The sequence below is a fragment of the Streptomyces sp. NPDC037401 genome, from assembly GCF_055602345.1.
In genome coordinates this window covers 124,622-149,693 of sequence record NZ_JBVJWO010000007.1, presented here as the reverse complement: position 1 = coordinate 149,693, position 25,072 = coordinate 124,622, and the positions used below count along the sequence as shown (strand labels likewise).

The following is a 25,072-nucleotide window of genomic DNA, read 5'->3' as shown; positions in this document are numbered from 1 at the left end:
GGCAGTGCGGGAGAATGGCCCCATGCCTTCCGTACTGCCCGATGGTGAGCCCATGCCCGACGACGGGGCACTGCCCGCACACGCCCTGGCGGGCGCGGGGGACCGGCCGCTCGGGTTCTACCTGCACGTCCCGTACTGCGCCACGCGCTGCGGGTACTGCGACTTCAACACCTACACCGCGACCGAGCTGCGCGGTACGGGCGGCGTCCTGGCCTCCCGGGACAACTACGCCGAGACGCTCGTCGACGAGATCCGGCTGGCCCGCAAGGTGCTCGGCGACGACCCCCGCGAGGTCCGCACGGTCTTCGTCGGCGGCGGCACGCCCACCCTCCTGCCCGCGGCCGACCTGGTGCGGATGCTGGCCGCCGTGCGGGACGAATTCGGGCTGGCGCCCGACGCCGAGGTGACCACCGAGGCCAATCCGGAGTCGGTCGACCCGGCGTACCTGGCGGAGCTGCGCGCCGGCGGCTTCAACCGGATCTCCTTCGGCATGCAGAGCGCCCGGCAGCACGTCCTGAAGGTCCTGGACCGCACGCACACCCCCGGGCGCCCCGAGGCGTGCGTCGGCGAGGCCCGTGCGGCGGGCTTCGAGCACGTGAACCTCGACCTGATCTACGGCACCCCGGGCGAGTCCGACGACGACTGGCGGGCCTCCCTCGACGCCGCGCTGGGCGCCGGCCCCGACCACGTCTCGGCGTACGCGCTGATCGTGGAGGAGGGCACGCAGCTGGCCCGCCGGATCCGGCGCGGCGAGGTCCCGATGACGGACGACGACGTCCACGCGGACCGTTACCTGATCGCCGACTCGGTGCTCGCGGAGGCGGGGTACCACTGGTACGAGGTCTCGAACTGGGCCACCTCCGAGGCCGGCCGCTGCCTGCACAACGAGCTGTACTGGCGCGGGGCGGACTGGTGGGGCGCCGGCCCCGGCGCCCACAGCCACGTGGGCGGCGTGCGGTGGTGGAACGTGAAGCACCCCGGCGCGTACGCCGCCGCGCTCGCCGAGGGCCGCTCGCCCGGCGCGGGCCGCGAGCTGCTGGCGGCGGAGGACCGGCGCGTCGAGCGGATCCTGCTGGAGCTGCGGCTGCTGGAGGGCTGCCCGCTGTCCCTGCTGGCGCCGGCCGGACTCGACGCGTCACGGCGCGCGCTGGCCGACGGGCTGCTGGAGGCGGGGCCGTACGAGGACGGGCGGGCCGTGCTGACGCTGCGCGGGCGGCTGCTGGCGGACGCGGTGGTCCGGGACCTGGTGGACTGAGGGGGCTCCGCCGCCGCGCCCCCTTCCCCGGGGCTCCGCCCCGGACCCCGCGCCTCAAACGCCGGCGGGGCTGGGGGGTACCGGGCCGGCGTCCGGCGGCGCCTCAAACGCCGGCGGGGCTGGGGGTGCGCCGGGCGGGGCCGGGCCGGCCTCCGGGGCGGGCCTGGGTTGTCTCAGGACGGGGCCGTGACGAAGTCGATCAGTTCTTCCACACGGCCCAGGAGGGACGGCTCCAGGTCCTGGTACGTGTGGACGCGGGACAGGACGTGCTGCCAGGCCGCGCCCGTGTTCTCCGGCCAGCCCAGGGCCCGGCAGACGCCCGTCTTCCAGTCCGTGCCGCGGGGGACGGACGGCCAGGCGGCGATGCCCAGCGAGGACGGCTTCACGGCCTGCCAGACGTCGATGTAGGGGTGGCCCACGACCAGGACCTCGGGGTGCACCACCGAGGCCGCGATGCGGGACTCCTTCGAGCCCGGGACCAGGTGGTCGACCAGCACGCCCAGGCGCGCGTCCGGGCCGGGGGCGAACTCCGCGACGATCTTCGGGAGGTCGTCGACGCCCTCCAGGTACTCCACGACCACGCCCTCGATGCGCAGGTCGTCGCCCCACACCCGCTCGACCAGTTCCGCGTCGTGGCGGCCTTCCACGTAGATCCGGCCCGCGCGGGCCACCCGGGCCCGGGCGCCGGGCACGGCCACCGAGCCCGAGGCCGTGCGCAGCGGCGCGGCCGGGGCGCGGGACGGGCGGACCAGGGTCACCACCGCGCCCTCCAGCAGGAAGCCCCGCGGTTCCAGGGGGAAGACGCGGCGCTTGCCGAAGCGGTCCTCCAGGGTCACGGTGCCGCCCTCGCAGGCCACCACCGCCCCGCAGAAGCCGGTGCCCGCCTCCTCGACGACCAGGTCGGTGTCCGCCGGCACCTGCGGCACCGGCCGGGCGGCGCTGCGCTTCCAGGGCGGGGTCAGGTCGGGTGAATACTCGCGCATTCGGACGACACTAAGGAGGGCCGCCGGTTCAGGAAGGCGACACGCCGAAGCGCTCGGCCAGTGTGGCGCGTTGCGCACGGACGAAAGTCGCATCCACCACCGCACCGTGCCCCGGCACGTAGACGGCGTCCTCGCCGCCCAGCGAGAGCAGCCGGTCGAGGGCGGCCGGCCACTGCCTCTTCACGGCGTCCAGCCCCGCTTGCGGCTCGCCGGACTCCTCCACGAGGTCGCCGCAGAACACCACCTCGCGGCTGCCCGGTACGAACACCGCCAGATCGTGCCGGGTGTGCCCGGGGCCGACGTTCGCCAGCAGCACCTGCACGCCGCCCAGCTCCAGCGTCCACTCGCCCGAGACCAGGTGGCGGGGCGGGATCAGCAGCTCCGTCGACTCGGCGGCCTCCTCGGCCGCCAGCCCGTGCCGGACCGCGCTCTCGCGGAGCAGCTCGCGGCCCGTCATCAAGGAGGAGTCCAGGCCCACCGCGCCGAACACCTCGGCCCCCGAGAAGGCCGCGGCACCCAGAACGTGGTCGAAATGTCCGTGCGTGAATGCGATATGGGTCACGCGCCGACCCGCCATCCGCTCCGCCTGGGCGCGGATCTCGGCGCCCTCGCGGACGCACGATCCCGGGTCGATCAGGAGCACGGAGTCGTCTCCCACCACCAGTCCCACCGTGCAGTCCCACACCGGGAGCCGTCGCCGGCCGGTGCGACCGGTCAGCCCTTCCCAGCCTGCCTCTTCCCAACGGACGTCCATGCGGCGACGCTACCCTGACGGGCCGCCCTTGCTAGGGGCGTACCTCCCCGCCGTACACTGACCGGGGGATCTCTGGCACTCGTACGCCCCGAGTGCCAGTCGGAACCGGATCCGGTACGGCAGCGGAAAACGAACAGGCATCACAGCTGGAGGTGTGCGCGGGTGCTCAGCGAACGCAGACTCGAGGTGCTGCGCGCCATCGTCCAGGACTACGTCGGGACGGAGGAGCCGGTCGGCTCCAAGGCGCTCACCGAGCGCCACAAGCTCGGCGTGTCGCCCGCCACCGTGCGCAACGACATGGCGGTGCTGGAGGACGAGGGCTACATCGCCCAGCCGCACACCAGCGCCGGACGCATCCCGACCGACAAGGGCTACCGGCTCTTCGTCGACAAGCTCGCGGGCGTCAAGCCGCTGTCCACTCCCGAGCGCCGGGCCATCCAGAACTTCCTGGACGGCGCCGTCGACCTCGACGACGTGGTCGGGCGCACGGTGCGGCTGCTCGCGCAGCTGACCCGGCAGGTGGCCGTGGTGCAGTACCCGTCGCTGACCCGTTCCACGGTCCGCCACGTGGAGCTGCTCGCGCTCGCGCCCGCCCGGCTGATGCTCGTCCTGATCACGGACACGGGCCGGGTCGAGCAGCGGATGGTCGACGCGCCTGCGCCGTTCGGCGAGACCTCCCTCGCCGACCTGCGGGCCCGGCTCAACAGCCGGATCGTCGGCCGCCGGTTCGCGGACGTGCCGCAGCTCGTCCAGGACCTGTCGGAGTCGTTCGAGCCGGAGGACCGGGCGACCGTCCAGGTCGTGCTCGCCACGCTCCTGGAGACCCTGGTCGAGGAGACCGAGGAGCGGCTGATGATCGGCGGTACCGCCAATCTCACCCGCTTCGGACACGACTTCCCCCTGACGATCAGGCCGGTGCTGGAGGCCCTGGAGGAGCACGTCGTGCTGCTCAGGCTGCTCGGCGAGGCCAACGAATCGGGCATGACCGTACGCATCGGGCATGAGAATGCCTACGAAGGACTGAACTCCACGTCCGTCGTCTCGGTCGGCTACGGTTCGGGCGGCGAGGCAGTCGCCAAACTCGGCGTGGTCGGACCGACCCGCATGGACTACCCCGGAACGATGGGAGCGGTACGCGCAGTGGCACGTTACGTCGGACAGATCCTGGCGGAGTCGTAAGTGGCCACGGACTACTACGCCGTACTCGGCGTGCGCCGCGACGCATCGCAGGACGAGATCAAGAAGGCCTTCCGGAAGCTCGCGCGCGAGCTGCACCCGGACGTGAACCCCGATCCCAAGACGCAGGAGCGTTTCAAGGAGATCAACGCCGCGTACGAGGTGCTGTCGGACCCGCAGAAGAAGCAGGTCTACGACCTCGGCGGCGACCCGCTCTCGGCCTCCGGCGGCGGGGGCGGCGCGGGCGGCTTCGGAGCCGGCGGCTTCGGTAACTTCTCGGACATCATGGACGCCTTCTTCGGACAGGCCTCCCAGCGCGGTCCGCGCTCGCGCACCCGCCGCGGCCAGGACGCGATGATCCGGCTCGAGCTGGAGCTCGACGAGGCGGCCTTCGGGACCACCAAGGACCTCCAGGTCGACACCGCGATCGTGTGTACGACCTGTTCCGGCGAGGGCGCCGCGCCCGGCACCTCCGCCCAGACCTGTGACATGTGCCGCGGCCGCGGCGAGGTCTCCCAAGTCACCCGCTCGTTCCTGGGCCAGGTCATGACCTCGCGCCCGTGCCCGCAGTGCCAGGGCTTCGGCACCGTCGTCCCGACCCCGTGCCCCGAGTGCGCGGGCGACGGCCGGGTCCGCTCCCGCCGCACCCTCACGGTCAAGATCCCGGCCGGTGTGGAGAACGGCACCCGGATCCAGCTCGCGGGCGAGGGCGAGGTCGGCCCCGGCGGCGGCCCCGCCGGCGACCTGTACGTCGAGATCCACGAGCTGCCGCACCCCACCTTCCAGCGGCGCGGCGACGACCTGCACTGCACGGTGACCATCCCGATGACAGCGGCTGCGCTGGGCACGAAGTGCCCGCTGGAGACGCTGGACGGGATGGAAGAGGTCGACATCCGGCCCGGCACCCAGTCCGGCCAGTCGATCCCGCTGCACGGGCGGGGCGTCACGCACCTGCGCGGCGGCGGCCGCGGAGACCTCATCGTGCACGTCGAGGTGCAGACGCCGAACAAGCTGGACCCGCAGCAGGAGGACCTGCTGCGCCAGCTCGCGAAGCTGCGCGGCGAGGAGCGCCCGCTGGGGCAGTTCCAGCCCGGTCAGCAGGGGCTGTTCTCCCGGCTGAAGGACGCGTTCAACGGCCGCTGACGGAGCCGCCGGAAGCCTCTGATCCGGCGGTGGCGGGTTCCGTCCGGCGGACTATGCCAGACGAATGCCCCGATTCGGCCTGGTGCGGGGGACATGGCACGATGCGGTCATGTCCTCCGCGCTGAACGGTCTCTACCAGTGCCCGATCGTGCAGGCTCCCATGGCAGGCGGCGGTTCCTGCCCCGAACTCGCCGCCGCCGTCTCGGGCGCGGGCGGACTCGGCTTCCTCGCCGGCGGCTACAAAACTGCCGACGGCATGTACCAGGAGATCAAGCGGCTGCGCGCGCTCACCGGCCGCCCCTTCGGCGTCAACCTCTTCATGCCACAGCAGGCACAGGTGGACCCCGCCGCGGTCGAGGCGTACCGCGGACAGCTCGCCGGCGAGGCCAGCTGGTACGAGACCCCGCTCAGCACGGACGTGTTCGCCTGCAGCGACGACGGCTACGACGCCAAGATCGCGATCCTGCTCGACGACCCCGTGCCCCTGGTCTCGTTCACCTTCGGCTGCCCGGACCCCGCGACGCTCGCCGCGCTCGGGCGGGCGGGCACCCGTACCGTCGTCACGGTCACCTCGGCCGAGGAGGCGCGCGCCGCGCAGGCCGCCGGGGCGCACGCCGTGTGCGTGCAGGGGATCGAGGCGGGCGGCCACCAGGGCACCCACCGCGACGACCCCCAGGCCGACGGCACCGGTTTTGGACTGCTTCCGCTCGTGGCGCAGGTACGCGAGGCCGTCGCGCTCCCGATCATGGCGGCGGGCGGGCTGATGCGCGGCGCGCAGATCGCCGCCGTGCTCGCCGCGGGCGCCGAGGCCGCCCAGCTGGGCACGGCCTTCCTCGTCTGCCCCGAGTCCGGCGCCAACTCCCTGCACAAGCAGGCGATGACGGACCCGCTGTTCGTCCGCACGGAGCTGACCCGGGCCTTCTCGGGCCGCCCGGCGCGCGGACTGGTCAACCGCTTCATGCGCGAACACGGCCCCTATGCTCCGGCCGCCTACCCGCAGGTGCATCATCTGACCACCGGGCTGCGCAAGGCCGCGGCCGAGGCGGGCGACCCGCAGGGAATGGCCCTGTGGGCCGGACAGGGCCACCGGCTGGCCCGCGCCCTGCCCGCCGGGCAGCTGGTGGAGGTGCTCGCGGCCGAACTGGCCGAGGCACAGAGTGCGTTGCAGATGAGGAGTGCGTCATGACCGCCCCCGTGTTCGTGGTCGAGAAGGTGCCCGTTGCCGGGCCCGGATTCGTCCTGGACGGTCCCGAAGGCCGGCATGCCGTTGCCGTGAAGCGGCTGGAGCCGGGCGAGGAGGTCGTCCTCACGGACGGCCTGGGCGACTGGGCGGAAGGCGTCGTGACGGCGGCCGAGGGCAAGGACCGGCTGGTCGTCGACGTCCGGGCGGCCGGCACCGAACCGGAGCCCGCGCCCCGGATCACGGTCGTGCAGGCCCTGCCGAAGGGCGACCGGGGCGAACTGGCCGTCGAGACCATGACGGAGACCGGCGTCGACGCCATCGTGCCCTGGCAGGCCTCGCGCTGCATCACGCAGTGGCGCGGCGACCGGGGCGCCAAGTCCCTGGCCAAGTGGCGCAACACCGCCCGCGAGGCCGGGAAGCAGTCGCGGCGCGTCCGCTTCCCCGAGGTCGCGGAGGCGATGTCCACCAAGCAGGTCGCCGCGCTGCTCGCCACCGCCGACCTCGCCGTGGTGCTGCACGAGGACCGAGACCTGGACAGCGGCGCGCTCGCCGCCGCCGAGCTGCCGCGGACCGGCTCGATCGTCGTGGTCGTCGGACCGGAGGGCGGTGTGTCGCCCGAGGAGCTGGCGGTGTTCGCGGAGGCCGGGGCGGGCCCGTACCGCCTGGGGCGCTCCGTCCTGCGCACCTCCACGGCCGGCACGGCCGCAGCCGCCGTCCTGCTCGCCCGCACCGGCCGCTGGTCGTAGGTCGTCGTCGGACCGGTTCCGGCCGGGCCGCAGTCGCACTCGAGAGCGGCCTGAGGCGGACCCCGTCGACCGCCGGGCGCGGGTGGGCGGGCGGCTACGATGCCCGTAGCCGATCAACGCTACGGGAGGCGAAGCCAATGGCAGGCGAACCGCAGGCAGACTGCCTGTTCTGCAAGATCGTCAAGGGGGACATCCCGGCGACCGTCGTGCGCGAGACGGAGACCACGGTCGCGTTCCGCGACATCAACCCGCAAGCCCCCACCCACGTCCTCGTGATCCCCCGGGCGCACTACCCGGACGCCGCCTCGCTCGCGGCCGCCGAGCCCGCCCTCGCCGCGGACGTGCTGCGCGAGGCCGGCGAGATCGCCGCCGCGGAGAAGGTCGACGGCAGCGGGTACCGCGTCGTCTTCAACACCGGCGCCGGCGCCGGCCAGACCGTCTTCCACGCCCACGCCCACGTCCTCGGCGGACGCGGCCTCGAGTGGCCGCCCGGATAAGCAGCCGTGTCCGTACGCGAATTCGTGGTGCTCGGGACCGCCAGCCAGGTCCCGACCCGGCACCGCAACCACAACGGCTACCTCCTGCGCTGGGACGGGGAGGGCATCCTCTTCGATCCCGGCGAGGGCACCCAGCGGCAGATGCTGCGCGCCGGAGTGGCCGCGCACGACATCAACCGGATCTGCATCACGCACTTCCACGGCGACCACTCCCTCGGCCTCGCCGGGGTGATCCAGCGGATCAACCTCGACCGGGTCCCGCACCCCGTCACGTCCCACTTCCCGGCAAGCGGGCAGAAGTTCTACGACCGGCTGCGCCACGCCACCGCGTACCGCGAGACCGTGGTGATCGACGAGGAGCCGGTCGCCGCGGACGGGGTGCTCGCGGACGGCCCCTCGTACCGGCTGGAGGCCCGGCGGCTGAGCCACCCCGTCGAATCCTTCGGGTACCGCATCACCGAGCCCGACGGCCGGCGCATGATCCCCGAGCTGCTCGCCCGGCACGGGATCGCGGGCCCGGACGTCGGCCGCATCCAGCGCGAGGGAGAGCTCGGCGGCGTCACGCTCGCCCAGGTCAGCGAGGCCCGGCCCGGCCAGAGCTTCGCGTTCGTCATGGACACCAGGCTCTGCGAGGGCGTGGACGCCCTCGCCCAGGGCTGCGACATGCTGGTGATCGAGTCCACCTTCCTCGACGCGGACGAACGGCTCGCCACCGAGCACGGCCACCTGACCGCGGGGCAGGCCGCCCGGGTCGCGCGGGAGGCGGGCGTACGGCACCTCGTACTGACCCACTTCTCGCAGCGCTACCCGGAACCGGACGAGTTCGAGCGGCAGGCCCGCGCGGCCGGCTTCGAGGGCGAACTGACCGTCGCCCAGGACCTCCTGCGGGTCCCGCTGCCCAAGCGGAGCTGAGCGCCTCCCGACGGCCGGGGCCGGCGGGAGGTGGATGAAAAGCGGGGAGACGAGAGATTCGGGAGTGATCTGAGCCACACTGTGTTTGGGTCGGTCTTGTGAGGGAAAGGCCGACGGTCTTCCTGGCGCATTTCTGGCCCTGCAGAAACGACCCCTCAGGACGGGGAACACAACGTGACCAGTCGGAACGGACAGCACCACCCGCCCCGCGTGCCCGTGGACCCGCTGAGACGGCTGCGCGCCCCGCAGGACCCCGGCTGCGACGTCTTCCTCACCGGCACGGTCTTCCTGGACATCATCTTCACCGGCCTGGACTCCGCCCCGGTGCGCGGTACGGAGTCCTGGGCCCGCGGCATGGGCTCCAGCCCCGGCGGCGTCGCCAACATGGCCACCGCACTGGCCCGCCTGGGCCTGCGCACCTCACTCGCCGCCGCCTTCGGGGACGACCACTACGGCGAGTACTGCTGGGACGCCCTGGAGCAGGGCGAGGGCATCGACCTCTCGATGTCCCGGACCATCCCCGGCTGGCACTCCCCGGTCACCGTCTCGATGGCCTACGAGGGCGAGCGCACGATGGTCTCCCACGGCCACGAGGCACCCCCGCCCGCCGGGCCGGGCCCCTTCCCGGACTGCCCGCCCCGGGCCCGCGCCGCCGTCGCCTCCCTCGAGCCCGGCCGCCAGGAGGAATGGCTCGCCTCCGCCGCCGGCCGGGGCGCCCGGATCTTCGCCGACGTCGGCTGGGACGACAGCGGGCGCTGGGACCTCGACGCGCTGCGCGGCCTGGAGCACTGCGAGGCCTTCCTGCCGAACGCCGGCGAGGCGATGCGCTACACCCGCACCGACTGCCCCCGCGCGGCCGCCCGCGCCCTGGCCGAGCGGGTGCCGGTCGCCGTCGTGACCATGGGCGCCGAGGGCTCGTACGCCGTGGACGGGCGCACCGGCGAGACGGCCGAGGTCCCCGGGATCACCGTCGAGGCCCTCGACCCCACCGGCGCCGGTGACGTCTACGTGGCCGGTTTCGTCACCGGCACGCTCGCGGGCTGGCCGCTCGCCGAGCGGCTCGCCTTCGCCGGGCTGACGGCCGCCCTGTCGGTCCAGGAGTTCGGCGGCTCCCTGTCGGCCCCCGGCTGGGAGGAGGTCGCGGCCTGGTGGCGGCAGGTGCCGCCCGAGCTGCGCGGCCGGTACGCCTTCCTGGAGGACCTGCTGCCCTCGGAGAGCCCCTGCTCGCCGCGCCCCCGCGCGGTCCCGACCATCGGCTTCCGCCACTCCGCGTGACCGCGGTCCCCGCCCCTCCGGGGGGCGGGAAAACCCCTCGGGATCGGTCCGGCGGCGTCGTACGCTTGGAAGTCACAGAGGTCGTCGAACGGCGAGACCTCATGACGGGAGGTATGTGCAGGCCACAGAGCCGGCCCATGACTCAGACACCCACGGACAGGATCCCCGCGCCGGGACAGGCACGAGCCCACTTCACCGTTCCCGCGAAGCACCCGATGGTGATGGTGCTCGGCTCGGGTGACGCCCTGTTGCGCGTGATCGAGAGGGCGTTCCCCGCCGCCGACATCCACGTGCGGGGCAACCAGGTCAGCGCGATCGGCGACGCGGCGGAAGTCGCACTGATCCAGCGCTTGTTCGACGAGATGATGCTGGTGCTCCGCACCGGGCAGCCGATGACGGAGGACGCAGTGGAACGCTCGATCGCCATGCTCCGGGCCAATGGCAGCGACGGCGGCGAGGCGGTGCAGGAAACCCCGGCCGAGGTGCTCACCCAGAACATCCTCTCCAGCCGCGGCCGCACCATCCGCCCCAAGACCCTCAACCAGAAGCGGTACGTCGACGCGATCGACAAGCACACGATCGTGTTCGGCATCGGTCCCGCCGGTACCGGCAAGACCTACCTCGCCATGGCCAAGGCGGTCCAGGCCCTGCAGTCCAAGCAGATCAGCCGGATCATCCTGACCCGGCCCGCCGTCGAGGCGGGGGAGCGGCTCGGCTTCCTGCCGGGCACGCTCTACGAGAAGATCGACCCGTACCTGCGCCCGCTGTACGACGCCCTCCACGACATGCTCGACCCCGACTCCATCCCGCGCCTGATGGCGGCGGGCACGATCGAGGTCGCGCCCCTGGCTTATATGAGGGGCAGAACGCTCAATGACGCCTTCATCATCCTGGACGAGGCGCAGAACACGAACCCCGAGCAGATGAAGATGTTCCTGACCCGGCTGGGCTTCGATTCGAAGATCGTCATCACCGGTGACGTGACCCAGATCGACCTGCCCGGCGGGACCAAGTCCGGGCTCAAGCAGGTCCAGGAGATCCTCGAGGGCGTCCCGGACGTCCACTTCTCGCGGCTCACGTCCCAGGATGTCGTCCGGCACAAGCTCGTCGGCCGTATTGTCGACGCGTACGAGCAGTACGACAGCCGCAACGGGAAGTAGTACGAGAAGCACATGTCGATCGACGTCAACAACGAGTCCGGAACCGAGGTCGACGAGCAGGCGATCCTGGACATCGCCCGCTACGCGCTCACCCGCATGCGGATCCACCCGCTGTCCGAGCTGTCCGTGATCGTGGTCGACGCGGCGGCGATGGAGCAGCTCCACATCCAGTGGATGGACCTGCCCGGACCGACGGACGTCATGTCCTTCCCGATGGACGAGCTCCGGCCGCCGGCGAAGGACGATGACGCCGCGGAGCCCCCGCAGGGGCTCCTCGGCGACATCGTGCTCTGCCCCGAGGTCGCGAAGAAGCAGGGCGAGGACGCGCCCACGCAGCACTCCATGGACGAGGAGCTCCAGCTCCTGACCGTCCACGGGGTGCTGCACCTGCTCGGGTACGACCACGAGGAGCCGGACGAGAAGGCCGAGATGTTCGGCCTCCAGGCGGCGATCGTGGACGGGTGGCGCGGCGAGCGCGGGATCACCGGTCCGTCCCCCGCCCCCACCGTGTCGTGAACGCCGCCCAGCTGATCACCGGGGCGGTCCTGCTGGTCGTCGTGGCCTGGCTCGCGGCCTGCGCGGAGGCGGGCATCGCCCGCGTCTCCGTCTTCCGGGCCGAGGAGGCAGTACGGTCCGGCCGGCGCGGCAGCGCCAAGCTCCGGCAGGTCGCCTCCGACCCGACGCGCTACCTGAACGTCGCCCTGCTGGTGCGGGTCTTCTGCGAGATGGCGGCGGGCGTCCTCGTCACGTACGTGTGCCTGGACGAGTTCGGGGACAACTGGAAAGCGCTGCTCATCGCGATCGCGGTGATGGTGCTGGTCAGTTACGTCGCCGTGGGCGTCTCCCCGCGCACCATCGGCCGCCAGCACCCGCTGAACACCGCGACGGCCTCGGCGTACGTGCTGCTGCCGCTCGCCCGCATCATGGGGCCGGTGCCGCAGCTGCTGATCCTCCTCGGCAATGCCCTCACGCCCGGAAAGGGCTTCCGCAAGGGGCCGTTCGCCTCCGAGGCGGAGCTGCGGGCGATGGTGGACCTCGCGGAGAAGGAGTCCCTGATCGAGGACGACGAGCGCCGGATGGTGCACTCGGTCTTCGAGCTGGGCGACACCCTCGTGCGCGAGGTCATGGTCCCGCGCACCGATCTCGTCTGCATCGAGCGGTACAAGACGATCCGTCAGGCGACCACGCTCGCCCTGCGGTCCGGCTTCTCGCGGATCCCGGTCACGGGGGAGAACGAGGACGACATCGTCGGGATCGTCTACCTGAAGGACCTGGTCCGCAAGACCCACATCAACCGGGACGCCGAGGCCGACCTGGTCTCGACCGCCATGCGCCCGGCGGCGTTCGTGCCCGACACGAAGAACGCCGGTGACCTGCTGCGGGAGATGCAGCAGGACCGCAACCACGTCGCCGTCGTCATCGACGAGTACGGCGGCACGGCGGGCATCGTCACCATCGAGGACATCCTCGAGGAGATCGTCGGGGAGATCACCGACGAGTACGACCGCGAGCTGCCGCCGGTGGAGGAACTGGACGGCGGGCGCTTCCGGGTGACGGCCCGTCTGGACATCGGCGACCTGGGGGAGCTGTTCGGGCTCGACGAGTTCGACGACGAGGACGTCGAGACGGTCGGCGGTCTGCTCGCCAAGGCGCTGGGGAGGGTTCCGATTGCGGGTGCGACGTCCGTGGTCGATCTCCCGGACGGGCGGCGGCTGCGGCTGACCGCCGAGTCGCCCGCGGGCCGCCGGAACAAGATCGTCACCGTGCTGGTGGAACCGGAATCCGACGGCGCGACCCGGGAGGCGGCCTCGTGACCCCTGCCGGGCTCCGGGAGTTCTGCCTTGGCTTCAACGCCGCCGTGGAGGAGTTCCCCTTCGACGACCGCACCTCGGTCTTCAAGGTGCTGGGGAAGATGTTCGCGCTGTCGGCGCTGGACGGCACCCCGCTGACGGTGAACCTCAAGTGCGACCCGGAGATCGCGGTTCAGCTGCGGGCGGAGCACGAGGCCGTCGTACCGGGCTGGCACATGAACAAGCGGCACTGGAACACCGTCACCGTGGGCGGGCTGCCCGAGTCGATGGTCCGGGAGCTGATCGAGGACTCGTACGACCTCGTGGTCGCGGGGCTCCCGAAAGCGGAGCGCCTGCGACTGGACCGCCCGTAGCGGCTGCCGCGGAGTGTGATCCGTTCGAAGGTCACGATTCCGACAGGACCCGGTAAGCGCAGGAGATCTTTACCTTAGGCTTGGTTTGCTTCTGCCAAGCAAGATCTTTTGTATGGGGTTCCCTGATGCGTGTCCGTCATGTCCGTTTTTCTGCCGCTGTGCTGATGGCGTCGTCGCTCCTGACGGCCACGGCGTGCGGTGGCGGCGCGACGCCCGCCGAGGGGAAGGCCGGCCAGGGGACGACCGCCGCTGCGAAGCCGGCGCCGAAGGAGTCCGTGGCGCCGAAGCTGACCCAGCGGGAGGCCGAGGGCGTACTCGTCGCCGACTCGGTGCTGGCCGACGGCTGGAAGCTCCAGAAGGACGTGCTCGTCGACGTCGGCGACCGCACCCAGGACTCGTACGGCCCGGCCAAGCCCGCGCGCTGCCAGGTCTTCACGGACGTCCTCAACACCGCCCGGCCGCTGTCGGACTACTCCATCACCATGCAGCGCGTCTTCTACAGCGCCTCCGGCGGCAGCGTGATCGCCCAGGACGTGTCCGGCTACCCGCAGGTGGCCCTGGCCTCCCGGGCGCTGGACGGCATCGCCGCGGGCGTCCGCGAGTGCGCCTCCTTCGACACGACGTACGACGGCAAGGCCGCCCGGGTGAAGGCGCGTTCCTTCAAGGTCCCCGCGCTCGGCGAGCAGTCGGTGGGCTTCCACCTGACCGTCACGGCCGGCGACGACCTGCTCGACTACGACGTGGCGGCCGTCCGGGTCGGTCCGAACATCACCACGCTCTTCAACAACTACGGCGACGGCAGCAAGGGCGCCGAGCGCGGCGAGAAGGCCTTCGAACGGGCCGTGACGAAGGCCGCCGAAGGACTCCGGGCCGTGGCCACCGGCTGACGCCGGCCACAGACAGGGGGATGGAGGGGAGAGCGCCTCGGCGGCTCCGCGCGAGCGGGTCCGCCGAGGCGCTCCGTTTTCCGGCTCCTTATGCTTCGGACATGACCGACAGCACCGGGATCGACCCCGAGGACAGCAAGATCATCACGCTGGCGCGGAGCGCGCGGGCGCGCAACGACGTGCCCGAGGGCGCGGCGGTACGGGACGAGACCGGCCGCACGTACGTCGCCGGCACCGTCGACCTCGCCTCGCTCAAGCTGAGCGCGCTCCAGACCGCGGTGGCGATGGCCGTCGCTAGCGGCGCCCGGTCCCTTGAGGCGGCGGCCGTGGTCAGCGCCGCCGACGAACCGGCCGAGGCCGACCGCGCCGCCGTCCGCGACCTGGGCGGCCCCGCCACCCCGGTCCTGCTCGCGGGCCCGGACGGCACCCTGAAGTCCACCACCCCGGCGGGCTGACCCGCCCCTTCCGGGATCGCCTCCGGACCGTCAGGCCAGTGCCGGGCGGCGGCGGATGACCATGGACATCAGCGCCGCCGCCGCGCACAGGGCGCCGGCCGCGTACCAGACCACGTCGTACGAGCCGAAGACGTCCCGCGCCACGCCGCCGAGGAAGGCCACCACGGCCGCCCCGACCTGGTGCGAGGCCAGTACCCAGCCGAAGACGATCGCGCTGTCCTCGCCGTACTGCTCGCGGCACAGCGCGATCGTCGGCGGCACGGTCGCCACCCAGTCCAGTCCGTAGAAGACGATGAAGAACAGCATCGGCGGGTGGACCGAGGGCGCGAGCAGCAGCGGCAGGAAGAGCAGCGAGACGCCGCGCAGGGCGTAGTAGACGGCCAGCAGCCGGCGCGAGTCGAAGCGGTCCGTGAGCCAGCCCGAGAACACCGTGCCGACCACATCGAAGACCCCGATCACCGCGAGCAGCCCGGCGGCTGCCGTGATCGGCATGCCGTGGTCGTGGGCCGCGGGCACGAAGTGTGTCCTGACCAGGCCGTTCGTGGAGGCGCCGCAGATGGCGAAGGTCCCGGCCAACAGCCAGAACGGACCGGTGCGGGCGGCCTTGAAGAGCACGGTCACGGCCCGCCGGGCGGCCCCCGGCGCGGGCGCGGGCTTCTCGACGTACTCCGGGGAGCCGTAGGGCGCGAGCCCCACGTCGGCCGGGTGGTCGCGCAGCAGCAACCACACGAAGGGGACCACGGCCAGCGCGGTCAGGGCCACGGTGACTGCGGCGGGGCGCCAGCCGTGCGCTTCGACCAGCCAGGACAGCAGCGGCAGGAAGATGAGCTGGCCGGAGGCGCCGGCGGCGGTCAGCACGCCGGTCACCAGGCCGCGGCGGGCGCTGAACCAGCGGTTGGTGACGGTGGCGCCGAAGGCCAGCGCCATCGAGCCGCTGCCGAGCCCGACCAGGACGCCCCAGAGCAGCACCAGCTGCCAGGCGGACGTCATCCAGACGGTCAGGAGCGAGCCCACGGAGATGATGCCGAGCGCCGTGGCGACCACCTTGCGGATGCCGAAGCGGTCCATGAGCGCGGCGGCGAAGGGGGCCGTCAGCCCGTACAGGGCGAGGTTCACGGAGACGGCGAAGGCGATCGTGCCGCGCGACCAGTCGAACTCCTCGTGCAGGGGCTCGATCAGGAGGCCGGGCAGGGAGGCGAAGGCGGCCGCGCCGATGATCGTCACGAAGGTCACGGCCGCGACGTACCAGGCGCGGTGGATCCTGCCGGGCCGGGCGCCCGCCGTGCGGAGGGGCTGGGGAGTGCTGGTCTGCGTCACGCAGACAGCTTCGCCGCGGCCGCCGGAGCCATCGAGTGGCCCGGGGGACAGCATTCGCTACGATCGGGCCAGAGCGGGCACTAGGATCCGTGCATGGCCGAAACCGCTGCTCCGCACCGCGTCGTCGTGCTCGCCCTGCCCGGGCTGCTCCCCTTCGAGCTGGGCATCCCGCACCGGATCTTCGGCCGGGCCGAGGACCCGTCCGGGCGGCCCCTGTACGAGATCCTCACCTGCGGGCTCGCCCCCGGACCGGTCCCCACGGACGCCGACTTCGCCGTCGAGGTCGGGCACGGCCCGGAGCTGCTGGCCACCGCGGACACGGTCGTCGTCCCCGCGTCGTACGAGCTGGGGCCCGTCTACGAGGAAGGCCGGCTCACCCCCGAACTGGCCGCCGCCCTCGCGGGCGTGCGGCCCGGCACCCGCCTCGTCGCCATCTGCACGGGCGGCTACGTGCTCGCCGCCGCCGGGTGGCTCGACGGCCGCCGCGCCACCACCCACTGGGCCTCGGCCGGGCACTTCCAGCGGCTGTTCCCGGCCGTCGAGGTGGACGCCGACGTGCTGTTCGTGGACGACGGGAACGTCCTGACCTCGGCCGGGGTCGCGGCCGGCATCGACCTGTGCCTGCACATCGTCCGCAGCGACCACGGCGCGGCCGTCGCCAACGACGTCGCCCGGCGGACCGTCGTACCGCCGCACCGCGACGGCGGTCAGGCGCAGTTCATCGAGCGCCCGCTGCCGCAGCCGCAGCTCGCCAGCACCGCCGCCGCCCGCGACCGGCTCCTCGGGCGGCTCCACGAACCGCTGCGGCTGAGCGAGATGGCCCGCCAGGAGGCCATGTCGGTACGGACCTTCACCCGGCGCTTCCGGGAGGAGTCGGGACTCAGCCCCGGCCAGTGGCTCACCCGTCAGCGCATCGACCGGGCCCGGCAGCTCCTGGAGACCACGGACCTGCCGATGGACCGGGTGGCGCGGGAGGCCGGCTTCGGCACGGCGCAGTCGATGCGCAAGCACCTGCACGCGGCGCTCGGCGTCACACCGACCGGGTACCGCCGCACCTTCCGGGACGCGACCGCGCCAATATCTGATGGGTCATCAGTTGATGGGGGTCGACGCCATTGACTTCTGCCGCCGTCCGCTCGTGAATGGCCACCGGCGCGGACCGGGCCGACCGGTGACCGGGCGGACCGCGCCGGCCGGCCGACCGAGGGGGATGCGATGGGTGCAGGCACGCGCGGGGCCCGCCGGGCCGCCGCACGGGGCAGACGCCGGGCGGCCGCCCTCGGCGTGGCCGTGCTCGCGGTCGCAAGCGGAGGACTCGGCAGTCCGGCCGGCGCGGCCGATGCGCCCGCCGGCCCAGGGGGCGCGGGAGCCGCCGGCGCCGGGGGAGCCGTGGAGTTCCCCACCCACTGCGTGCCGCCACAGGAAGCCGGGCTGCCGCCGGTGGACGGGACCACCTCCGCCGTCCTGACCGTGGACAACCCGGCGCCGCAGGTCGGCGACACGGTCACCGTCACCTACCAGGTCGTACGGACCGAGGCCGGCAACCCGCTGGAGGCCGAGCTGCCCGCGGACGTCCTCACCCCCACCGGGAAGATCGTCCTCGGCGGCGCCCAGAGCGGCGTCGTCACCGTCGCAGGACCCAAGCGGAACGACCCGGTACCCGGCCGGGCGGCCTTTCCCGCCTTCGCCATGACCGGCACCTTCACCGTCACCGAGCCCGGCGAGATCACCCTCGCGCCCGGCGACTACACCCTCCACACCAGCCACCTCATGGAGCTGGACACCCCCTGCACCACGGACCCCGCCACCCCGCCGCCGGTCTCCGGCCGGATCGCCGCCACCGCCGTACCGGGCGCCAACCTGCGCGCCGTCGCCCTCGGCACCGCCGCCGGGACCCCGGGCGCGAAGGTACGCGTCACCGGCGCGGGCTTCACCCCGGGCGCCGCGGTCACCGTGACCGGCCGGGCGGGAGCCGCCGAGACCGCGGACCGGATCACCGCCACCGCCGACGGCCTCGGGGTCTTCACCGCCGACCTGCCCGTCCGGGACCCCGCGACCACCGCCGTGGTGGCCTACGAAGGCACCGCCTGGACGGCCGGGAGCGGCTCGGGCCCGGCGACGTACTCCGTCATCGACGCCACCCCGCTGCCGCCCGGCACCCAGAAGGTGACCGTCGACGTGACCCCGGGCGCCCTGTCCATGCTCCAGGCGGGCGAGGAGATCGCGCTGACCGCCGTGCCCTACGGCGAAGGCGGCCGCTCCACCGGCCGGATCCGGACCGTCACGGTCAAGGACCTGCGCGGCGGCCCCGCCGGATGGTCCCTCACCGGCAAGCTCACCGACTTCACCGGCCCCGGCGGCGTACGCATCAACGGCGCCAACCTGAGCTGGACGCCCGTCTGCCGGACCGGCGAGGGCAGCCCGAGCACCTGCGCGCCGGGCACCCCCGGGCCGGTCGGCGCCGACGGCGCGACGCTGGCGAGCACCCCGGACGCGGCGCTGGTGGGCGGCGAGTTCACGGTCGACGCCGAGGTGACCCTCGACGTACCGCCGTACACCGCCCCGGGCGCCTACACCGCGGTCCTGACCCTGACCCTGTCGTGAACCGGGCCCGCCGCCCCGGCGCCGCCCTGGCCGCCGTCCTCCTCGGACCGGCAGCCGTCCTGGCGGGTGCCGGGGCCGCGCGGGCCGCCGACAACGGCCAGTGGGCCGTGCAGCCCGCCGCCAACCGGATCGCGCAGCGCCCGTACTTCCACCTGGCCACCACCGCCGGCGGGACCGTCACCGACCGGGTCACCGTCACCAACCGCACCGGGCGCCCGCTCTCCTTCCACCTGTACGCCGCCGACGCGTACAACACCCCGCGCGACGGAGGCTTCGCCGTACGCGGTCCCGACGAGCTCCGCCGCGGCGTCGGCGCCTGGGCGCGGCCCGCCCGGGACCGGATCACCGTGCCGCCGCGCTCCGCGGTCAGCGTCCCCTTCACCCTGACCGTGCCCGACCGCGCCGAGCCCGGTGACCATCCGGGCGCGATCGTCGCCCTCGCCGACCGGGTCGAGCCGGCCGGGACGGGCGCCGCCGACCGGGGCATCGGGGTGCAGCGGGCCGTCGCCGCGCGGGTCCTGCTGCGCGTCGCCGGGCCCACCGCGCCGATGCTCGCCGTGGAGCGGCTCGACGTGACCCGCACGGGCGCGGACACGGCCGTGGTGTCGTACACGCTCCACAACCTCGGCAACGTGACCCTGCACCCCGAGGCCGTCCTGCGGGCCGAGGGGCTCTTCGGCCGGGAGCTGCTGAGGCGTCCGCTCGCCGGGGTCCCCACCGACCTGCTGCCCGGGCAGCAGGTCCGGCTCACCGCCCGCTGGCGCGGGCTGCCCGCCTTCGACCGGGTCGAGGTCAGCGTCTCGGCCACGGCCCGCGAGAGCGGCGACCGGGCCGCCGCGGCCCTGGCCACCGGGCCCTGGGGCGCCGCCCGGACCGCGGCGGCCGTCCTCCTGTCGGCCGCCCTCGGAGCCGTTGCCAGGCGGTACTGGTCGGCGCGCGCGGCCGCATCGGGGAGAATGGCCCGCATGAGCGATCGTTCCCCCTCGGCCACCACCCCGCACCGCGCGGGCTTCGCCTGCTTCGTCGGCCGCCCCAACGCGGGCAAGTCGACCCTGACCAACGCACTCGTGGGCACGAAGGTCGCGATCACCTCCAACCGGCCGCAGACCACCCGCCACACCGTCCGCGGCATCGTGCACCGCCCGGACGCCCAGCTGGTCCTGGTCGACACGCCCGGCCTGCACAAGCCGCGCACCCTGCTGGGCGAGCGGCTCAACGACGTGGTGCGCACCACCTGGGCCGAGGTCGACGTCATCGGCTTCTGCCTGCCCGCCGACCAGAAGCTCGGCCCCGGCGACAAGTTCATCGCCAAGGAGCTCGCGGGGATCAAGAAGACCCCGAAGATCGCCATCGTGACCAAGACGGACCTGGTCGACTCGAAGGCGCTCGCGGAGCAGCTGATCGCCATCCAGCAGCTCGCCGGCGAGCTGGGCTTCGAGTGGGCCGAGATCGTCCCCGTCTCGGCGGTCGGCGACAGCCAGGTGCAGCTGCTGGCGGACCTGATCGCCCCGCTGCTGCCGGAGAGCCCCCCGCTGTACCCGGAGGGCGACCTCACGGACGAGCCCGAGATGGTCATGGTCGCGGAGCTGATCCGCGAGGCCGCGCTCGAAGGCGTCCGCGACGAGCTGCCGCACTCGATCGCCGTCGTGGTCGAGGAGATGATCCCGCGGGAGAACCGCCCGGCCGACCGGCCGCTGCTGGACATCCACGCGAACGTCTACATCGAGCGGCCCAGCCAGAAGGGCATCATCATCGGCCCGAAGGGCTCGCGCCTGAAGGAGGTCGGCATGAAGTCGCGCAAGCACATCGAGGCGCTCCTCGGCACGCCGGTCTTCCTCGACCTGCACGTGAAGGTCGCCAAGGACTGGCAGCGGGACCCGAAGCAGCTGCGCAAGCTGGGCTTCTGACCCGCCGCCCCATCCTGTGACTCCGCCTCCGCCCCCGGCTCGCCACGAGCCGGGGACGGAGCCGCAGGAGATCCACGACCGCTCTCAGGCGGGCGGTTCCGCGATCAGGGCGGTGGCCACCCGGCGGAAGCCCGCCCGGGCGTAGATCCGGGCCACGTCGTCGTCGCCCGCCGACAGGAACACCAGCTCCGAGCCCTTCGCCCGCGCGTCCGCGACCAGCGCCGCGGTCACCGCGAGCGCCAGCCCGCGCCGCCGGGCGGCCGGCAGCGTGCCCACGGCCACCACCTCGGCGACCCCGCCCACCGGGTTGTACTGGCCCGCGCACAGCGCGACGCCGTCCTCGACCGCCGCGGCGAGCGCCGTCCGCCCGTCCGTGAGCTTCTGCACGACGTGCGCCCACCGCGCGCTCCGGACGCCTTCGGGCTCCCCGGCCATCGCCGCGGCCAGTTCCGCCGGGCCCGCCTCGCCGGGCGCCGTACCGGGCGCCGAGAAGGCCAGCAGCGGCACGGTCACCGCCGCGTGCAGGTCAGGGTCGTCGGGACCCAGCAGCCGTACGGCCGGATGGGCGGGCGGCAGCCCGGACCCGGCGTCCGGGTCCAGCACCATCAGCGGGTGGGCGTGCACGTGCAGCCCGGCGGCCTCGGCCGCCGCCCGCAGCCCCGGGGTGGTCTCGGCGACCCACTCGAAGGCCTCCGGGACCTGGAGTTCCCGCTGCCGCTCCCGCACGCGCAGCACGTCCGCCGCCGTCACCGGGGTGTTCGAGCCGAGCGCCGGGCGGGCGTAGTACGGCCATCCCTGCCCCTCCTGGACGAAGAGGGTCAGCGGTCCGAAGTCCTCGGCCCGTGCACCGCCGACGCGCGGGACGGTGTCGTAGTACTGCTCGATCTCGAGAAGGTTCACCCCGGCATCCAAACAAAGAGGCCCAGCTCAGGCACCCTCTTTTAGGATGCGGGTGATCAGCTGGCGCTGGGCGTCCGTGAGGTCGGGGTCGGAGCAGTGGACCGTCCGGCCGTCGACCGTGATCCGGTACGAGAACCCGTCCCGGATCCGGTGCGGCTGCCCGGCCGGGCCCGGCGGCCCTGGGCGCAGCGCCAGCTCCGCCAGTGCCTGCCACTCCTCCGCATCGGGCCGGTCCGAGGTGTCCACCTCGGCCCGGCGCTCGATGCCCGCGAAACCGCCCGTGCGCTGTACTTCGATCCGCATGGGACCTGTCTACCTCGGCCCGGGCGCCGGTACACCCGCGGCCGGGCCGCCGTACCCGCCGGGGCGGCTCGGCCGGGAGGCCGGCCGGCAGGTCGGCTAGGAGGTCGGCACGCCCACCTGTGACCAGGCCTTCAGCAGGGCCTGCTGCTCCTCGCCCTCGCCGTACCGGGCCACGGCCGCGGCGAGGGACAGCCGGGCGAACTCGGCGAAGTTCGACTTCTTGCCGAGCCGGCCGCCGGTCAGGGTGTCGTACCAGATCTGACCGGCCCGCTCCCAGGCGTTGCCGCCGAGCGCGGTCGCCACCAGGTAGAAGGCGTGGTTGGGGATGCCGGAGTTGATGTGCACGCCGCCGTTGTCGCGACCGGTGCTGACGTAGTCGTCCATCGTCGCGGGCTGCGGGTCCTTGCCGAGCACGTCGTCGTCGTACGCCGTGCCCGGGGCCTTCATCGAGCGCAGGGCCGTGCCCTCGACGGCGGGCGCGAACAGGCCGGCGCCGATCAGCCAGTCCGCCTCGGAGGCCGTCTGGCCCAGGGTGTACTGCTTGATCAGCGAGCCGAACACGTCCGACATGGATTCGTTCAGCGCGCCGGGCTGGCCGAAGTAGGTGAGGTTCGCGGTGTACTGCGTGACGCCGTGGGCCAGCTCGTGCCCGATGACGTCCACCGGCAGCGTGAAGTCGAGGAAGATCTCCCCGTCCCCGTCGCCGAACACCATCTGCTCGCCGTTCCAGAAGGCGTTGCCGTAGTTCTCGTCGTAGTGCACGGTCGCGGTCAGCGGCATGCCCTCGCCGTCGATCGAGTTCCGCCCGAATGCCTTGAGGAACAGGTCGAAGGTGGCGCCGAGCCCGGCGTAGGCGCGGTTGACCGTGGCGTCCCCGCCGGCCTCGGAGCCCTCGCGGCGGACGATCTCGCCGGGCAGGTCGAGGCCGTTGCGGGCGTCGTGGATGGTGCGGTTCGGCTGGTCGCCGGCCGAGGCCGGCAGCTCGAGGACGGAGGGGACGCCGATGACGGTGTTCAGCCGTCGGGTGGTGCGCAGGGAGGCGTCGGCGATGAGGGTGCGCCGTGCGGGGGCGGCGATCCGGTGGTTCTCGGACTGTGCCAGCCGGTCGAGAAGGTGCGGCGGCACGATGGTGCAGAAGGCGGGGTGGAAGGCAGCGGCCAAGTCATCCATGCGACAGCAATGTGGCACCGGGTAATGCCCCTGTCACTAGCTGCGACCATGATTCATTCGCTTGTCTGAAACGGGTCGCGGCTCGTTGACGGATCCGCCGGACCTCGAGGTGAGCTGTAGCGGCATACATCACATTCCGGACATTCCGGAAATGCGGTCCCGCATACTGGAACAGCCACTCGCCCACGGCGCGGCTCGGTTAGGCTCGGCCCATCATGCGTTTCGGGCTGCTTCTCCTTAGCTGCCGCGGCGAGGGCCTGTAGTCGTAGGCCGACCCCCTCCCCGCGGAGTCTGGTGTTGCGGATTTACGACCTGTCGGCCGTTCCAGCGAAAGACACGCGGACACGCGAGGAGCCCTACGCAATGTCGAACCAGCCCTTCGGTCGCCCCACGCCCATCACCAACGCGACCCACCTGCAGAAGCCCTCCGGGATGCCGATCCACAAGTACGGCGCCTACGAGCAGGTCGACATCCCCGACCGCACGTGGCCCGACCAGCGGATCACCAAGGCGCCCCGCTGGCTGTCGACCGACCTGCGCGACGGCAACCAGGCGCTGATCGACCCCATGAGCCCCGCGCGCAAGCGCGAGATGTTCGACCTGCTGGTGCGCATGGGCTTCAAGGAGATCGAGGTCGGGTTCCCGTCCTCCGGCGAGACCGACTTCGCGTTCGTGCGCTCCATCATCGAAGAGGGCGCGATCCCGGACGACGTCACGATCTCCGTGCTGACCCAGGCCCGCGAGGACCTGATCGAGCGCACCGTCGAGTCCCTGCGCGGCGCCAAGCGCGCCACCGTGCACCTGTACAACGCCACCGCGCCGACCTTCCGCCGGGTCGTCTTCCGCGGCTCCAAGGAGCAGATCAAGCAGATCGCCGTCGACGGCACCCGCCTGGTCATGGAGTACGCCGAGAAGATCCTGGGCGACGAGACCGTCTTCGGGTACCAGTACAGCCCCGAGATCTTCACGGACACCGAGCTGGACTTCGCGCTGGAGGTCTGTGAGGCCGTCTGCGACGTCTGGCAGCCGGAAGAGGGCCGCGAGATCATCCTGAACCTGCCGGCGACGGTGGAGCGCTCCACGCCCTCCACGCACGCCGACCGGTTCGAGTGGATGGCCCGCAACCTGACCCGCCGCGAGCACGTCTGCATCTCCGTACACCCGCACAACGACCGCGGTACGGCCGTCGCCGCCGCCGAACTGGCCGTCATGGCCGGTGCGGACCGCATCGAGGGCTGCCTGTTCGGCCAGGGCGAGCGCACCGGCAACGTCGACCTGGTCACCCTGGGCATGAACCTGTTCTCGCAGGGCGTGGACCCGCAGATCGACTTCTCGCAGATCGACGAGATCCGCCGGACGTCCGAGTACTGCAACCAGATGGAGGTCCACCCGCGCCACCCCTACGCGGGCGACCTGGTCTACACCGCCTTCTCCGGCTCCCACCAGGACGCCATCAAGAAGGGCTTCGACGCCATGGAGGCCGACGCGGCCGCCCAGGGCAAGACCGTGGACGAGATCGAGTGGGCGGTCCCGTACCTGCCCATCGACCCGAAGGACGTCGGCCGCTCGTACGAGGCCGTCATCCGCGTCAACTCGCAGTCCGGCAAGGGCGGCATCGCGTACGTCCTGAAGAACGACCACAAGCTGGACCTGCCGCGCCGCATGCAGATCGAGTTCTCCCGGATCATCCAGGCCAAGACCGACGCCGAGGGCGGCGAGGTCACGCCGAAGGCCATCTGGGACGTCTTCGCGGACGAGTACCTGCCCAACCCGGAGAACACCGGGGCCCAGTGGGGCCGCATCCAGCTGCGTTCCGGCCAGACCACCACCGACAAGGACGGCACGGACACGCTGAACGTCGAGGCGGTCGTGGACGGCATCGAGACCGTGCTGTCCGGTACCGGCAACGGTCCGATCTCGGCCTTCTTCGACGCGCTGGCCGTCATGGGCATCGACGCCCGCCTGCTGGACTACACGGAGCACACCATGAGCGAGGGCGCCTCCGCGCAGGCCGCCTCGTACATCGAGTGCGTGATCGACGACCGGGTGCTGTGGGGCATCGGCATCGACGCCAACACCACGCGCTCCTCGCTGAAGGCCGTCGTCTCCGCGGTCAACCGCGCGTTCCGCTGACCCGGCCGCAGGCCCGCACGGGGCCCCGCACCTCCCCCGGGAGGGGGGGGGGACCACGCTCTTTTTCCCCACATCCCCCCTCGCCCGGGGGAACCCCCCCCGTGAGGAAGGAGGGCACCTCCCCAGCCAAGAAGGAGACCTCCCCCTC

The 25,072-nt window shown here is 72.7% G+C and carries 24 protein-coding genes; 18 read left to right on the top strand and 6 right to left on the bottom strand.

Going from position 1 to position 25,072, the window contains the following annotated elements:
• The first annotated feature begins 22 nt into the window (after nucleotides 1-22).
• Entirely contained in the window at nucleotides 23-1,255 is a 1,233-nt protein-coding gene (gene hemW, locus ACZ7H1_RS09020; protein ID WP_470784979.1) for a radical SAM family heme chaperone HemW, read from the top strand.
• 173 nt (nucleotides 1,256-1,428) lie between these two features.
• On the opposite strand, the gene ACZ7H1_RS09015 is transcribed toward hemW, so the two are convergent.
• Both ACZ7H1_RS09015 and ACZ7H1_RS09010 read right to left on the bottom strand, forming a co-directional pair.
• Nucleotides 1,429-2,238 (bottom strand): DUF3097 domain-containing protein, encoded by an 810-nt coding sequence (locus ACZ7H1_RS09015; protein WP_470784977.1) that lies wholly within the window; start codon nucleotides 2,236-2,238, stop codon nucleotides 1,429-1,431.
• Between the two features lie 28 nt (nucleotides 2,239-2,266).
• Complete coding sequence (locus tag ACZ7H1_RS09010; protein WP_470784975.1) at nucleotides 2,267-2,992, bottom strand: MBL fold metallo-hydrolase; 726 nt, start codon at nucleotides 2,990-2,992, stop codon at nucleotides 2,267-2,269.
• A gap of 162 nt (nucleotides 2,993-3,154) precedes the next feature.
• On the opposite strand from ACZ7H1_RS09010, the gene hrcA reads away from it, so the two are divergent.
• From hrcA to ACZ7H1_RS08945, 13 genes are all read left to right on the top strand, one after another.
• A complete protein-coding gene (hrcA, locus tag ACZ7H1_RS09005; protein ID WP_470784973.1) occupies nucleotides 3,155-4,171 on the top strand; it encodes a heat-inducible transcriptional repressor HrcA in 1,017 nt (338 codons plus the stop codon).
• Nucleotides 4,172-5,311 carry a molecular chaperone DnaJ gene (dnaJ, locus tag ACZ7H1_RS09000; RefSeq protein ID WP_470784972.1) on the top strand — a complete coding sequence of 380 codons (1,140 nt, stop codon included), beginning with the start codon at nucleotides 4,172-4,174 and terminating at the stop codon, nucleotides 5,309-5,311.
• A gap of 109 nt (nucleotides 5,312-5,420) precedes the next feature.
• Nucleotides 5,421-6,497 (top strand): nitronate monooxygenase, encoded by a 1,077-nt coding sequence (locus tag ACZ7H1_RS08995; protein ID WP_470784970.1) that lies wholly within the window; start codon nucleotides 5,421-5,423, stop codon nucleotides 6,495-6,497.
• The gene (locus ACZ7H1_RS08990; protein ID WP_470784969.1) at nucleotides 6,494-7,240 is read left to right on the top strand and encodes a 16S rRNA (uracil(1498)-N(3))-methyltransferase; all 747 of its coding nucleotides are present in this window, start codon (nucleotides 6,494-6,496) and stop codon (nucleotides 7,238-7,240) included. Before ACZ7H1_RS08995 ends, ACZ7H1_RS08990 begins: the two co-directional genes overlap by 4 nt.
• Nucleotides 7,241-7,377: 137 nt before the next feature.
• Nucleotides 7,378-7,737, top strand: coding sequence for a histidine triad nucleotide-binding protein (locus ACZ7H1_RS08985; RefSeq protein ID WP_470784967.1), 360 nt, complete (start codon nucleotides 7,378-7,380; stop codon nucleotides 7,735-7,737).
• A 6-nt stretch (nucleotides 7,738-7,743) separates the two neighbouring features.
• Nucleotides 7,744-8,649 (top strand): ribonuclease Z, encoded by a 906-nt coding sequence (locus tag ACZ7H1_RS08980; protein WP_470784966.1) that lies wholly within the window; start codon nucleotides 7,744-7,746, stop codon nucleotides 8,647-8,649.
• 210 nt (nucleotides 8,650-8,859) lie between these two features.
• On the top strand, nucleotides 8,860-9,924 hold the full coding sequence (locus ACZ7H1_RS08975; protein ID WP_470785162.1) for a PfkB family carbohydrate kinase: 1,065 nt from the start codon (nucleotides 8,860-8,862) through the stop codon (nucleotides 9,922-9,924).
• A 137-nt stretch (nucleotides 9,925-10,061) separates the two neighbouring features.
• Complete coding sequence (locus ACZ7H1_RS08970) at nucleotides 10,062-11,084, top strand: PhoH family protein (RefSeq protein ID WP_470784964.1); 1,023 nt, start codon at nucleotides 10,062-10,064, stop codon at nucleotides 11,082-11,084.
• Nucleotides 11,085-11,096: 12 nt separating this feature from the next.
• Nucleotides 11,097-11,600 (top strand): rRNA maturation RNase YbeY, encoded by a 504-nt coding sequence (gene ybeY / locus ACZ7H1_RS08965; RefSeq protein WP_470784963.1) that lies wholly within the window; start codon nucleotides 11,097-11,099, stop codon nucleotides 11,598-11,600.
• Nucleotides 11,597-12,898, top strand: coding sequence for a hemolysin family protein (locus ACZ7H1_RS08960; RefSeq protein WP_470784961.1), 1,302 nt, complete (start codon nucleotides 11,597-11,599; stop codon nucleotides 12,896-12,898). The genes ybeY and ACZ7H1_RS08960 overlap by 4 nt, the downstream gene beginning before the upstream one ends.
• Nucleotides 12,895-13,248 (top strand): MmcQ/YjbR family DNA-binding protein, encoded by a 354-nt coding sequence (locus tag ACZ7H1_RS08955; RefSeq protein ID WP_470784959.1) that lies wholly within the window; start codon nucleotides 12,895-12,897, stop codon nucleotides 13,246-13,248. The genes ACZ7H1_RS08960 and ACZ7H1_RS08955 overlap by 4 nt, the downstream gene beginning before the upstream one ends.
• A 164-nt stretch (nucleotides 13,249-13,412) precedes the next feature.
• Nucleotides 13,413-14,135 carry a hypothetical protein gene (locus tag ACZ7H1_RS08950; RefSeq protein WP_470784958.1) on the top strand — a complete coding sequence of 241 codons (723 nt, stop codon included), beginning with the start codon at nucleotides 13,413-13,415 and terminating at the stop codon, nucleotides 14,133-14,135.
• Nucleotides 14,136-14,236: 101 nt separating this feature from the next.
• Entirely contained in the window at nucleotides 14,237-14,590 is a 354-nt protein-coding gene (locus tag ACZ7H1_RS08945; protein WP_470784956.1) for a cytidine deaminase, read from the top strand.
• Between the two features lie 30 nt (nucleotides 14,591-14,620).
• Here the strand turns inward: ACZ7H1_RS08945 and ACZ7H1_RS08940 are convergent, their stop codons facing one another.
• Nucleotides 14,621-15,907 carry an MFS transporter gene (locus ACZ7H1_RS08940; RefSeq protein ID WP_470784955.1) on the bottom strand — a complete coding sequence of 429 codons (1,287 nt, stop codon included), beginning with the start codon at nucleotides 15,905-15,907 and terminating at the stop codon, nucleotides 14,621-14,623.
• A gap of 93 nt (nucleotides 15,908-16,000) precedes the next feature.
• Here ACZ7H1_RS08940 and ACZ7H1_RS08935 point away from each other — a divergent pair, with 93 nt between their 5' ends.
• From ACZ7H1_RS08935 to era, 3 genes are all read left to right on the top strand, one after another.
• Nucleotides 16,001-17,026, top strand: a complete 1,026-nt coding sequence (locus ACZ7H1_RS08935; protein WP_470784954.1) for a GlxA family transcriptional regulator — start codon at nucleotides 16,001-16,003, stop codon at nucleotides 17,024-17,026.
• Nucleotides 17,027-17,122: 96 nt separating this feature from the next.
• Entirely contained in the window at nucleotides 17,123-18,511 is a 1,389-nt protein-coding gene (locus tag ACZ7H1_RS08930) for a WxL domain-containing protein (protein WP_470784953.1), read from the top strand.
• Nucleotides 18,512-19,467: 956 nt separating this feature from the next.
• The gene (gene era / locus ACZ7H1_RS08925; protein WP_470785160.1) at nucleotides 19,468-20,418 is read left to right on the top strand and encodes a GTPase Era; all 951 of its coding nucleotides are present in this window, start codon (nucleotides 19,468-19,470) and stop codon (nucleotides 20,416-20,418) included.
• A gap of 84 nt (nucleotides 20,419-20,502) precedes the next feature.
• Here the strand turns inward: era and ACZ7H1_RS08920 are convergent, their stop codons facing one another.
• From ACZ7H1_RS08920 to ACZ7H1_RS08910, 3 genes are all read right to left on the bottom strand, one after another.
• A complete protein-coding gene (locus ACZ7H1_RS08920) occupies nucleotides 20,503-21,318 on the bottom strand; it encodes a GNAT family N-acetyltransferase (protein WP_470784952.1) in 816 nt (271 codons plus the stop codon).
• A 27-nt stretch (nucleotides 21,319-21,345) separates the two neighbouring features.
• Complete coding sequence (locus tag ACZ7H1_RS08915; RefSeq protein WP_470784950.1) at nucleotides 21,346-21,621, bottom strand: protealysin inhibitor emfourin; 276 nt, start codon at nucleotides 21,619-21,621, stop codon at nucleotides 21,346-21,348.
• Nucleotides 21,622-21,717: 96 nt separating this feature from the next.
• Nucleotides 21,718-22,791, bottom strand: coding sequence for a M4 family metallopeptidase (locus ACZ7H1_RS08910; protein WP_470784948.1), 1,074 nt, complete (start codon nucleotides 22,789-22,791; stop codon nucleotides 21,718-21,720).
• A gap of 363 nt (nucleotides 22,792-23,154) precedes the next feature.
• Here ACZ7H1_RS08910 and leuA point away from each other — a divergent pair, with 363 nt between their 5' ends.
• Entirely contained in the window at nucleotides 23,155-24,924 is a 1,770-nt protein-coding gene (gene leuA / locus ACZ7H1_RS08905) for a 2-isopropylmalate synthase (protein WP_470784946.1), read from the top strand.
• The last annotated feature ends 148 nt before the right edge of the window (nucleotides 24,925-25,072 follow it).